8 protein-coding genes and 1 pseudogene are annotated in these 12424 nt (G+C 51.2%); 8 read left to right on the top strand and 1 reads right to left on the bottom strand.

What is annotated here, in order from left to right; translation table 11 throughout:
• Positions 1-11: 11 nt before the first annotated feature.
• From NTX75_14730 to NTX75_14695, 8 genes and pseudogenes are all read left to right on the top strand, one after another.
• A complete protein-coding gene (locus NTX75_14730) occupies positions 12-878 on the top strand; it encodes a ParB/RepB/Spo0J family partition protein (GenBank protein MCX5817470.1) in 867 nt (288 codons plus the stop codon).
• Positions 879-1273: 395 nt separating this feature from the next.
• A complete protein-coding gene (locus NTX75_14725; GenBank protein MCX5817469.1) occupies positions 1274-1963 on the top strand; it encodes a phenylalanine--tRNA ligase beta subunit-related protein in 690 nt (229 codons plus the stop codon).
• A gap of 348 nt (positions 1964-2311) precedes the next feature.
• Positions 2312-2476, top strand: coding sequence for a hypothetical protein (locus NTX75_14720; protein ID MCX5817468.1), 165 nt, complete (start codon positions 2312-2314; stop codon positions 2474-2476).
• A 166-nt stretch (positions 2477-2642) separates the two neighbouring features.
• The gene (locus tag NTX75_14715; protein MCX5817467.1) at positions 2643-5099 is read left to right on the top strand and encodes a glycogen/starch/alpha-glucan phosphorylase; all 2457 of its coding nucleotides are present in this window, start codon (positions 2643-2645) and stop codon (positions 5097-5099) included.
• A gap of 154 nt (positions 5100-5253) precedes the next feature.
• Positions 5254-6498 carry an efflux RND transporter periplasmic adaptor subunit gene (locus tag NTX75_14710; GenBank protein MCX5817466.1) on the top strand — a complete coding sequence of 415 codons (1245 nt, stop codon included), beginning with the start codon at positions 5254-5256 and terminating at the stop codon, positions 6496-6498.
• A gap of 6 nt (positions 6499-6504) precedes the next feature.
• Positions 6505-9714, top strand: a complete 3210-nt coding sequence (locus tag NTX75_14705; GenBank protein MCX5817465.1) for a multidrug efflux RND transporter permease subunit — start codon at positions 6505-6507, stop codon at positions 9712-9714.
• A gap of 1 nt (position 9715) precedes the next feature.
• Positions 9716-11149 (top strand): efflux transporter outer membrane subunit, encoded by a 1434-nt coding sequence (locus NTX75_14700; protein ID MCX5817464.1) that lies wholly within the window; start codon positions 9716-9718, stop codon positions 11147-11149.
• Positions 11113-11295: pseudogene (locus tag NTX75_14695) on the top strand (transposase). Before NTX75_14700 ends, NTX75_14695 begins: the two are co-directional and overlap by 37 nt.
• Positions 11296-11501: 206 nt before the next feature.
• Here NTX75_14695 and NTX75_14690 read toward each other — a convergent pair.
• Complete coding sequence (locus NTX75_14690; GenBank protein ID MCX5817463.1) at positions 11502-12146, bottom strand: adenylate kinase; 645 nt, start codon at positions 12144-12146, stop codon at positions 11502-11504.
• Positions 12147-12424 lie beyond the last annotated feature (278 nt).

The raw sequence follows: 12424 nt of genomic DNA, 5'->3' as shown, positions 1-12424 counted from the left end.
TACGATAGAATATTAATACAGAATCGGACTCATTCAAGTCACTCGTGCAATCGATCAAAGACAAAGGCATCTTAGAGCCTCTCCTTGTAACAAAAGGAGACGGTGACTCATATACCCTCATCTGCGGGGAGAGACGTCTGGAGGCAGCCCGGCAACTTGGACATGAATTAGTACCGGTGCGGGTCATAGAAGCAGGCAAGGAATCAGGTGAGACTATCGCCCTTCAATTGACAGAAAACCTTCATAGAGAAGACTTAAATCCCATTGATCAGGCAAAAGGGATATTGGCATATATTCAGGCAAAACTCCCTGATAAAAACTATGATGTGGATGACATCATGAGGGAACTGGTTAGTTACGATCGGGGGTCTGAATATGTCGCAGATGGATTCTCCGAAACATTTTCGGAGATTGTTCAAATCGTCGGAAAGACAACAAGGACGCTGTTTAACGGGCTATCGCTTTTAAAGCTTCCTGACACGATTCGGACGGTGGTTTCCGATGGAACACTGTCTATTTCGCAAGGGTATATCTTCGCCGCGAATCTCGATTGTCCGGATCGCGATAAGATTTTTGAGGCCATTATGAAAACGCCCGTAACCTATCTCGCACTTGAGAAATTGCTTACAGCATGGAAGAAACCCAAACCGGACCCGGGCATCACAAAGCTCCCGTCCATAACAAAACATGTTGCCGTCTTACGATCAGTAGAGTCATTTATTGAGATGGGCGCCAAAAAATACACAAGGCCTGACCTTCAGGCGCTTCTTGATGAGCTGCGGGTCTTCTGTGCTTTAGTGGAACTGCGGATACCGATTGCCCCGGAACCTCCGCCGGAGAAGAAAAACCCCCTCAGGTGTAAAAGAGGCAGTGAATAGTAGATAGTAGATAGTGAATAGTTAAAAAGGCAGAAAAGATGAAATGCTGTGAATGGTGAATGGTTTTTTGACTAACCACTATTCACTGCAGTTAAGATACGAGTAACGGGGGTTTAAAATATGGCAAAAGAGTCCTGTCCCCGAACGGGAGAATGACAATGAGCTTGACAAAATGCTTTTAACTGTTCACTATTCACTAACGACTAACGACTGATTTTAGACTACTATTCACTGAATCACCGTCGCAATCCGTACGGTTTAATCCTGCCGAAGGCGGGACAATGGGATGGTGGAAGGTGACATCCGCAGTCGCTTGCTTCCTGAAATGGTTGGAGACGTATTTGCAATCTTGTGCTAAAATTGCATGAAAAGTGTTTTTGACTACGAGGTCTGATGTGGAAGAAAAGAAGATGACAACATGGATAGATTTTTCAATCTCGTCTGCCTATGAAGTTAAGTACCCGGGTGTGGCGTTTGGGTTGACGCTCATTTCGGACTGCCGGCCCTTAAGCGACAGCACAGGATTTGATCAATACAAGCGAAATCTCCTGCGAAGAATGAGAAAGCGGGAAACACTTGCTGGTATCTCTCAGCGTATCGATATCTACGATCAGTTTTTTCAGAGCTTCGGATTCGAATGTCCCTTGCCCCAGCATCTTAAGAGAACAATCCAGAGCGGGTTTCCGAGATACAACCTCATGGTCGATGCTCACTTTATGGCCGAGATGTGTGCCGGTATCCTCGTGGCAGTCACTGATTTTGATCGGATCGAAGGCAGGTTCATGCTCGATGTAGCCCGGGGAGTGGAGACGAGTGTTGGAATGGGAGGTCGCCAATTCATAATGACAGAAGGAGAAATAGTGCTACGGGACGAAAAGGACATCATCTGCGTACTTTGCCAGGGGGCAGATGAAAAAACAAAAGTGAGGGATAATACGCGCAATGTTCTTTTCTATTCCTACGCTGTTCCGGGTATTGACGGGATATATCTCAAAGAAGGATTGACCGTTGCCGCACAAACCATGGCCCAGTTGGGCGGGGGGAACATCAAGGGTTTAGACATATTCGTCACAGGAAGTATATGAGTGCCTCTCGATTGCTTGGCCCTCATGTCTTCCTGCTATACGTAATCGACAACTTCCTAAAAGCGTGGGTTTGCCGCTTTCACACATGATACTCCATTGCAAATGGTAATTGATAAAGGTTGTGGAGGTTTTTCTATTTGAAATAAAATTGAGAATATAGGAAAATCCTTTTAAGGGTGTAATGACAAACCGATATAAAAAGAATAAAGCGGTCAATAAGGGTAATCAAAGTTTTGTTGCACCAATCAGTCATACATTCTGGAACGGATAAATAGAACGCTTGTATGAAGAGCATCGTGTTGGCATGAAAACCATATTTCAACATCGTGACGTTGACCGCCGTCGGTTTTGGAGACATACCCCCATAGCCCGTCCTTTGCCATGGTTAAGGCCCTCATCGGACAGCTTTACCCCGCGATCCTCATGGCACGGTTGGTATCGCTCGGATTAGAGGAGAAAAGACGGGGAAAAACTTCGTCAGGCGATATGGCGATATTTAGAAGGATTAATTAGGATTTTTTATGCAAGATTGATGATTTTATGGTTTACCGCAGCATAATATGATTCATTAAGAGAAACCCGACTGGGAAAGGATGATGATATGACAGCAAAGAAAGGAAAAAACATGGTTAACGGAAAAGGTACCCTGAAATCCCGGAGCCCAGGCGAAAATACCCTAATGGCGGAGCTTATAAAACAGTACGGATGTGGTCCGGTACAGTTTACCGGCAGGGACGGGCTTTATGAGCGGCACCTCATCTTCGACAATGTCATCAAAGAGTCTGCTACCGGTCCCCGTGAACGTTTTGAGGCAGCGGCACGCTCCGTCCGGGACATACTCTCGCAGCGCTGGATTGCTACAGGGGGTATGTATGAGCAGCATAATGTGAAACGGATCTATTATTTGTCCATGGAGTTTCTTATGGGCCGTTCCCTGGCGAACAACGTGACCAATATGCTCCTCAGTTCCCTTGTGGAGCAGAACCCCGATGATGGTAAGATCGGCTGGATTGACCTGCTCGAACAGGAGCCGGACGCGGGCCTGGGTAACGGCGGACTCGGACGGCTGGCAGCATGTTTCCTCGACTCCATGGCCTCTATGCATCTTCCTGCCATGGGCTACGGACTCCGTTACGAGTATGGTATCTTCAGGCAGACTATTGAGAATGGTTGGCAGCGTGAGCAGCCCGACAACTGGCTCCGCAGCCCGGACCCCTGGGAGGTGGCGCGCCCGGAGTGGGTGGTGGAAGTTAAGCTCAATTCCTCCTTCGAAATAAGCGGGGGGAGTCTGCGGGCAGTCGTAGGCCGTCCAGCCACTCTCCTTGGTATGCCCTTTGACCGCCCTGTAGTTGGTTACGGCGGTAAGACTGTAAATACGCTGCGACTCTGGGCCGCCGCAGCGCCTGATTACTTTGATTTTCAGGCATTCAGCAGCGGCGATTTTGTTGCTGCTTTGGCTGGCACCCTTGCGAGCGAATCCCTTACCCGGGTGCTTTATCCTGACGATTCCACCAGTATGGGACAGGGACTGCGCTTTGTACAGGAATATTTCCTCGTAGCATGCTCCCTTGCAGACCTCATACGACGGTTCCGGCGCACTAACACAGATTGGACCGCCCTGCCTGAAAAGGTTGCCATCCAGCTCAATGATACCCACCCATCCATGGCTGTCCCTGAGCTGATGCGCATACTCCTCGACGATGCCTGCCTTGGATGGGACGAGGCGTGGGATATCACCAAACGGACTTTGGCATATACAAACCACACCCTGTTGCCTGAAGCCCTCGAAAAATGGCCCCACGAATGGTTTGACATTATGCAGCCTCGCCTTCTGGAGATTATCCATGAAATCAACCATCGCCTCCTTGATGAGGCCAAGGTCCGCTTTCCTGGAAATGATGGTCTGATTCAACGGGTCAGTATCGTTGAGGAAGGACCGGAACAGAAAATTCGCATGGCCAACCTGGCGATTGTGGGCACCCATAGCACCAATGGTGTTGCCGCCATCCATTCGGAGCTTCTCCGCACCCAGACGGTCAAGGATCTGGCGGATATGTTCCCGGAGCGTTTCAACAACAAGACGAACGGCGTCACGCCTCGACGGTGGCTGCTGCTCGCAAACCCTGAGCTCACCGGAACGATTACCGAAGCCATCGGTGATAGCTGGATCACTGACCTTAGTCAACTAAAAATGCTTGTCCCCCTCGCTGATGACAAGGGTTTTTGTAACAAAATCATGGAGGCAAAAGGAAACGCAAAGAGGCGATTTGCCGACTGGCTCAAATCGGCAACGGGACTGACAGTCGATCCGGATACGATTTTTGACTGCCAGATAAAACGTATCCATGAATACAAGCGGCAGATGCTCAATGCCCTTCGCATTGTCGTGCTGTACAACCGCCTTAGGGAAAACCCCGATCTCGACATCACACCCCGGACCTTCTTTTTTGCGGGCAAGGCAGCCCCTGCGTACAACCTGGCCAAGCTGATAATAAAGTTCATTAACAACCTCGCAGGAACCATCGAAGGTGATCCCTTGATGCGCAACCGCCTCAAGGTGCTGTTTCTGCCCGACTACTGTGTCTCCCTCGCAGAGAGGCTTATTCCTGCAAGTGATGTGTCAAACCAGATTTCAACCGCCGGATTTGAAGCAAGCGGCACGAGCAATATGAAATTCATGATGAACGGCGCCTTGACCATAGGGACCCGTGACGGCGCCACCATTGAGATGGCAGAGGAGGCGGGAGAGGAGAACTTTTTCCTCTTCGGCCTTACGGCAGAGCAGGTGGTGGACAGCCGAAGCTGGTATAATCCTTACTGGCACTATAACAATGAACCAGAGACCCGGGCGGCCCTTGACCTAATTTCTGGGGACCACTTCAGCCGTTATGAACCCGGTGTTTTTGCCCCCCTCTGTGATACACTCCTCCGTAACGGAGACCACTACATGCACCTTGCAGATTTGAAGTCTTATCTGGAGGCAGACTGGCGGATCTGCAAGCTCTATGGGGACCGACAGGGATGGGCGCGCAAAGTCGTCCTGAATATAGGCAGTTCCGGCAGGTTCTCGAGCGACCGCACCATCGCCGAATACGCCTCCGAGATCTGGCATGTCGCACCATGCCCGATCCCTTGAAAAGAGGCTGGATATGAACCACACAATAAACACCCTGCCTGTAAGACCTTGTTGAAAGGTAATGGCAATCCCTTTGAGGGAATGATATGATTTTCTTATTCCCTCACGGCAAGGGCATCACCGTTGAGTTACTTTTAAGTATGGAGGCAAATCCATGAACCATGCAGAATTTTTCCGGTCCCGGTTTACAAACCCTTTTCCTCTCTCGCTCATTGTATTGATCGCCATAACTTCGACCCTCGTTTTTACGGGCGGCTGCAAAAAGGAGGCTAAGACCGGTACCCTTCCCCCTGCTCAGGTGACGGTAATCAAGGTGGAACCGAAGGATACCCCGGTGGTTTTTGAGTTTGTGGGTCAGACCAAAAGCTCACACCAGGTGGAAATCAGGGCACGGGTAAACGGTTTTCTTGATAAACGTATCTATACCGAAGGGGCTGTTGTAAAAACGGGCGAAGTGATGTTTAAAATGGACCCCAAACCTTTCCAGGCACAGCTTGATGCGGCTCAGGCCGCCCTTGTCCAGCAGCAGGCCCGTCTGAGGACTGCCCAATTAAACCTTGCACGGGTAATACCCCTGACCGAACAGAATGCCCTCTCCCAGAAGGATTTGGACGACGCTACGGGACAGGAACAGACTGCAGCGGCAGCGGTGGAGGCGGCTAAAGCCGAGGTGGAGCAGGCGAAGCTCAATCTTGGCTATTGCACCATCACTGCCCCTTTGGCAGGACTTTCAAGCTATGCCCGGGTCCAGGAAGGAGCCTATGTGAACCAGCAGAATAGCCTTCTCACGTACGTGGCCCAGACAGATCCCATTTGGGTCAACTTCAGCATATCGGAAAATGACATACTCAAATTCCGCCGTCAGGCGATGGCCGGCTTGATCAAGGTGCCCAAGGGAGAACACTACCAGGTGGAAATCATCCTTGCCGACGGTTTCGTGTATCCGAGAAAGGGCGTCATCTCATTCTCCGATGCGGAGTATAACCAGCAGACAGGGACGTTTCTCGTTCGAAGTACCCTCTCGAACCCGAAAGACATGTTGAGACCCGGCCAGTTCGTTACGGTCCATCTCCTCGGAGCGGTTAGACCCAATGCCGTTGCAGTGCCCCAGAGGGCAGTACAGCAGGGGGCCAAGGGCCATTTTATCTGGGTGGTAGGGAAAGAGAACAAGGTTGAGGCCCGCCCTGTGGTGATTGGCGACTGGATAGGGAACGACGTGTTCGTTGAAGAGGGCCTCCGCGCGGGTGAGCAGGTGATTGTCGATGGTGCCCTCACGCTTTCACCGGGAGCGGTTGTTGTCGTGAAGCCTTATACCCCGACCCCTGCCTCTGCTGCCGTTGCTCCAAAGACCGCCGCAGAAAAGCCTGTTTCCGCCAAAAGCGGTATTCAGGGGAGGTAACGGGCTATGTTCTCCAAATTTTTTATAGAACGTCCCATCTTTGCAACGGTCATCTCCCTCATTATCGTGATTGCCGGATTGGTGGCGATGAAGCTCCTGCCGGTGGCTCAATACCCGACGATCACTCCGGTACAGATTCAGGTGACGACCACCTATCCCGGGGCCGATTCGAAGACTGTCGGCGATTCCGTGGCCGCGCCCATCGAGACCCAGATCAACGGTGTGGACAACATGATTTACATGACCTCTGTCAGTTCCAATACCGGTCAAATGACGATTACGGTCTATTTTACTCTGGACACCGACCCGGATATGGCTCAGGTGCTGGTGCAGAACCGAGTCGCTCTTGCCACGCCGCAGCTCCCCCAGACGGTGACTCAGTACGGGGTCTCGGTTCAGAAAAAATCTGCCAGCCCTCTGATGGTTGTCTCTCTCTACAATAAGGATGGCCGCTACAGTCCAGAGTATGTGACGAACTATACCAACGTCTACGTCCTCGACGCAATTAAGAGGGTGAACGGGGCTGGACAGGCGGCGATCCCCGGCGTACCGGACCAGGCCATGCGCATCTGGATGAATCCGGACAAGATGGCCTCCTTGGGCATTACGACTTCCGATATCCAGCGGGCTGTGGCGAATCAAAATGCCCTTTTCGGGGCAGGCCAGGTGGGTCAGGAGCCGAGCGATGACAAGACGCAGTTGACCTTCCCCGTGGTGACCCAGGCTCCCTTTATGCAGTCTGCCGAGTACGAAAACATTATCCTCCGGGCGGATGCTGACGGAACCGCCATAGTCCGCGTCAAGGATGTTGCCCGTGCCGAGGTGGGCCGCAGGCAGTATATTGATGACAATAAGCTGAACGGAATGCCCTCCACTCCCATCATTGTCTATCAGCAGCCCGGGGCAAACGGCATCGAGGTTTCCAAGGCAGTAAGAAAAGTGATGGCGGACCTGAAATCAACTATGCCTGACGGCATTGAATATGTCGTCTCCATGGATACCACCGACTTCGTACAGATCTCTATCGAGGAGGTTATTCACACCCTGTTCGAAGCCATTCTGCTCGTGATTCTGGTGGTCTACCTCTTTCTTCAGAGTTTTCGCTCCACCATCATCTGTATCGTTGCAATTTTTGTCTCTCTGATCGGTACTTTTGCCGGTATGCTGGCCCTCGGATTCTCCATAAACCTTCTCACCCTTTTCGGTATTATTCTCGCCATCGGTATGGTTGTGGACGATGCCATCGTGGTTGTGGAGAACGTGGAACGAAACATGGTCAAGCTGGGGCTTCCTCCCAAGGAAGCTACCATCAAGGCCATGGGGGAGATCGGGTCATCCCTCATCGCGGTTGTGCTCGTCATGGCGTCGGTCTTTATTCCCGCAGCCTTTCTTCCCGGTACCACAGGACAGCTCTACAAGCAGTTCGCTATTACCATCGTAATCTCCGTGACTCTCTCAGGTTTTACGGCCCTTACCCTGAGTCCTGCCATGTGCGGATTCATGTTGAAACATACGGTCCCCTCCGAGCGGGGCATTTTTAAATATTTCAGCCGTTTCTTCGCATGGTTTAACCGGGGGTTCGACCGTTTTACCGTAATGTTCGGCGATGCGGTGGTGCTCATGATCAAACGGATGACCATCGCCTTTGTGCTTCTCGCATTCATGATCTGGGGGCTGGTTCATCTTTTCATGAGCATCCCGACCAGTTTTGTGCCTAATGAGGACCAAGGTTACATGTTTATCCAGGTGATGATGCCCGACGCGGCAAGCATGCAACGAACGTCTCAGACGACAGCCAAGGTGGATGAGCTGCTTGCAAAGAATCCGGCAGTGGCCCATCGAACCATCCTCAACGGCTTCAGTATCATTGACGGTCAATACAAACCGAACGTGGCGACCTTTTTTGTGACCTTTAAAGACTTCAAGAAACGGTATTCTACAAAAGAACGGGCTCAAAAAGAGAGCGCCGGCGCAGTAGTGCGGGATATTGCCGCCAAGGCGCGGGCGATAGATACGGGAGTGGTTATCCCCATCGAACCGCCGAGTATCCCCGGGATCGGCACTACAGGGGGATTCGAGTTCTGGATTCAGGACAAAGGTGCGGGAGATCCCAAACGGCTTGATGATATTACCCAGCAGTTTATCGCCAAAGCCCGGACGAGGCCGGAACTCGCTCACCTCAATACGACCTTCCGCGCTGCATCGCAACAGTTGAAAGCCGAAGTTGACCGTTCCAAAGCAGTACTCCTTGGCGTGCCCGTGGAGGATGTGTACAATGCCGTTCAGGCCCAGTTCGGATCGATCCAGGTCAGTCAGTTCAACCAATACAGCAGGGTATGGAACGTGGTCCTACAATCGGACGCCCCTTTCCGGCGTAAACCTTCCGATATCACAAGGCTTTACACGAGGTCGAGTAATGGCCAGATGGTACCCCTGTCGGCCCTTGTGACAACCCGTTATATCACAGGCCCCGACTTCCTTCCTCATTTCAATGGTTTTCCTGCTGCCCAGATCACGGGCGGCGCTGCGCCGGGGCATAGCTCCGGAAGTGCAATCAAGGCAATAGAGGAGGTGGCGAAGGAGGTGCTTCCCAAAGGCTATGACTTTGCGTGGTCAGGTATGGCCTACGAGGAAAAGAAATCGGGTGGAACCTCTACAGCAGCTTTTGCATTCGGTCTCATCATCGTTTTTCTTATACTGGCCGCCCAGTTCGAGTCGTGGACTCTTCCCGGTTCCGTCATGACCGCGGTGCCTTTCGGCATTCTCGGCGCTCTCATGTTTAACTGGCTGCGGGGTCTTGAAAACGATGTCTATTTTCAGATCGGACTCCTCGTGTTGATTGGACTTGGGGCCAAGAACGCGGTCTTGCGGGTAACCTTTGCGGTCGAGCTCCGCAAGCAGGGACTCTCGATCATGGATGCCACCATAAAGGCAGGCGAGGAGCGGCTCCGGCCTATTATTATGACATCCCTGGCCTTTATTCTGGGTGTGCTGCCTCTGGCCCTGGCAACGGGGGCCGGCGCGAATGCCCGTCACTCCATAGGCACCGGCATCATGGGCGGCATGATCGGCGAGGCAACTCTGGCCATGCTCTATGTGCCCCTCTTCTTCTACCTCTTTGACCGGCTCGCTGAAGGTTCTGAAAAGAAGAAGAAGGCAATTTCCGAAGGGGAACCTCCGGCTCCTAAACCATACACAACCGAGGAGGGCAAATAATATGAACCGAATACTGATCGTTTCTATAATTGCCCTGTCTTTCGTCGGCTGCGCAATCGGCCCTGACTATCTTCGGCCCCGCATTGACACGCCGACGGCCTTCAGATACGAACCGGCCGAGACTGCCCGGACTGCCAATACAGAGTGGTGGAAACAGTTTCGCGATCCGGTCCTTGACCAGCTCATCACCGAGGCCCTTCTCAACAACAAGGATGTGAAGATTGCCGCTGCCCGGGTTGAACAGGCTGCAGGCATCCTCATGACCACCAGGTCGAGCCTTTTCCCCCAGCTCAATTACAACGGGACCGGTTCCAACCAACGCCTTTCAGGGACCAACTCGCAACCTGTGCTGTACAATAATCCCTCTGCCAGCCTCCAGATACTCGGGGGCGCCACCTGGGAGATTGATCTCTGGGGTAAGATCAGGAGATTGACCGAGGCGGCACGGGCCAATGTGCTGGCAAGCGAGGAGGCAAGGAGGGGCATCGTCCTGTCCCTTGTCGCCGAGGTCGCTTCATCCTATATTAATCTCCGTGCCCTTGATGAACAGCTTGTAATCGCAAAACGGACCCTTGCCACCTACTCCGAATCGGTAAAACTTTTCGAACTGCAATATAAATACGGCCAGGTCTCTCTTATGGTAGTTGAACAGGCCCGCACCCAATATGAAACCGCTGCAGCGACAATACCCCAGATTGAGAGCCAGATCGTGACTACAGAGAATGCCCTTTCGGTTCTTCTCGGTCGCAACCCGGGCCCTATGCCCCGGGGTAAGCAGCTTCATGAGCTTGCCATGCCGGCAATCCCTGCGGGGCTTCCCTCGGAACTGCTCGAACGTCGTCCTGATATCCTCCAGGCGGAACAGAATCTGATTGCTGCCAATGCCCAGATAGGGGCAGCAAAGGCCCTCTACTTTCCGTCCATATCCCTGACCGGCGCCTACGGCGGATCAAGCACCAATCTTTCCGACCTCTTCAGAGGGCCAAGCAACACCTGGAATTACGGCGGCTCCTTCATTGGTCCCATCTTTACAGCAAGCAATATCGAAGGTCAGGTGAGAGGGGCGGAGGCAGGCCAGAGGGCAGCGATCATCACCTATGAACAGACGATCCAGAAGGCCTTTGCCGATGTTGAGAATGCCCTGATTTCGAGTCAGAAACTGGGGGAACAGCTTTCGGCAGAGCAGAAGAAGGTTGCCTCATACAAGGAATATGCCCGTCTCGCCCGGCTTCAGTATACGGGGGGATATGCGCCCTACCTTAATGTTCTTTATGCAGAGGCGCAGCTCTTCCCCTCTGAATTGAGTGTAGTGCAGACACGGGGAGGCAACCTGGTGGCCCTCGTGAATATCTATAAGGCAATGGGGGGCGGATGGGTTACGGAAGCAGAAAAACAGACCAAGACGGCTACGTCGAATCATTCAACGGGAAACTGAGAGATGAGCTTCTGGATGGTGAGATATTTACCACACTTCTTGTGGCAAAGGTATTGATAGAAAATTGGAGAATGGAATACAACACGATCAGACCGCACAGTTCCTTAGGGTATAGGCTTGCCTTGAAAGCCGGAAGACTAACATAGTGGCCTGTACAGTTTTTGAGGTGCGGTCAAAAATAAGAGGAAGTCGGCTTAATACTAAAAAATCTTCCTGAGATTCAAACAGTGGAGAATAGAGAAAAGGCTACAGTGGATGTGGATGGCGTACTAAGGATTAGCTTTCAGCAATCAGCCTCTCTACCTTTTTTAAAAAAGCTGAATGCTGACTGCTGAGAGCTAAGGGCTGGATTTTATCTTAGCGCTGCTTTGACCTGAGCAACAATTTCTTCGCTGCTTAATGAGCTGATAGATTTGAGAAGTCCCTCTTTCTCATAGAAATTGGTGAGAGGGGATGTCTTTTCATTGTAAGTTTCGAGCCTTTTTGTAATGGCCTCTTCCGTTTCATCTGCACGCTGTATCGCCTGTGAACCGCATTTGAAGCAGGTTCCATCTGTCTTTGGCGGTTTGCTTTTGATATTGTATATCTCCTGACAATCAGCATTTGAACAGGTTCTTCTTGTGGTAAGCCTGTCGAGAATAACATCTTTCGGAACATCGAGATTAATGACCCGGTCCAGTTTTATGTTCAGTTTGGCGAGCAATTTCTTCAAAGCCTCTGCCTGCGGAATTGTTCTCGGAAAGCCATCAAGCAGGAATCCCTTCTGACAATCAGGGTCTTTCAGCCTTGCCTCCATAATATCCATGATAAGTTGATCAGGAACAAGTTCGCCCCGTTCCATAAAACCCTTTGCTGTTTTGCCGAGTTCTGTCCCGGCCTTAACGGCATTCCGTAAAATATCACCGGTCGAAATCTGTACTGAGCCATCATAATCCGTCAGTTGTTTAGCCACTGTGCCTTTTCCGGCACCAGGGGCGCCCAATAAAACAATTCTCATCGCATATCCTCCTTTTGAGAAATTCTTTTTGAATGGTGCTGCACTAAAAAGTTTTCAGGCTTCCTTAAAATTATTGCCTATTTGTTTTTTGCCTTCTCTTTTTTCTCTTTTCTCTTCTCCTTCAGCGATTTTGCAGGAGCCTTTTTAACTTCACCTTTTGGTTTTTCCTTTCCTGCCATACATACCTCCCCTTAGAGTATTTATTCTACGTCAGTACTTGTTTGATTTTAGCAGATTAAGTTAAAAAAATCATCGATAAAATAACTAACACGCAGGCT

It is taken from the genome of Pseudomonadota bacterium, assembly GCA_026388315.1.
In the GTDB taxonomy this organism is placed as follows: domain Bacteria; phylum Desulfobacterota; class Syntrophorhabdia; order Syntrophorhabdales; family Syntrophorhabdaceae; genus MWEV01.
Note: the sequence above shows the minus strand (reverse complement) of the source record. Positions and strands in the feature narration are given on the sequence as shown.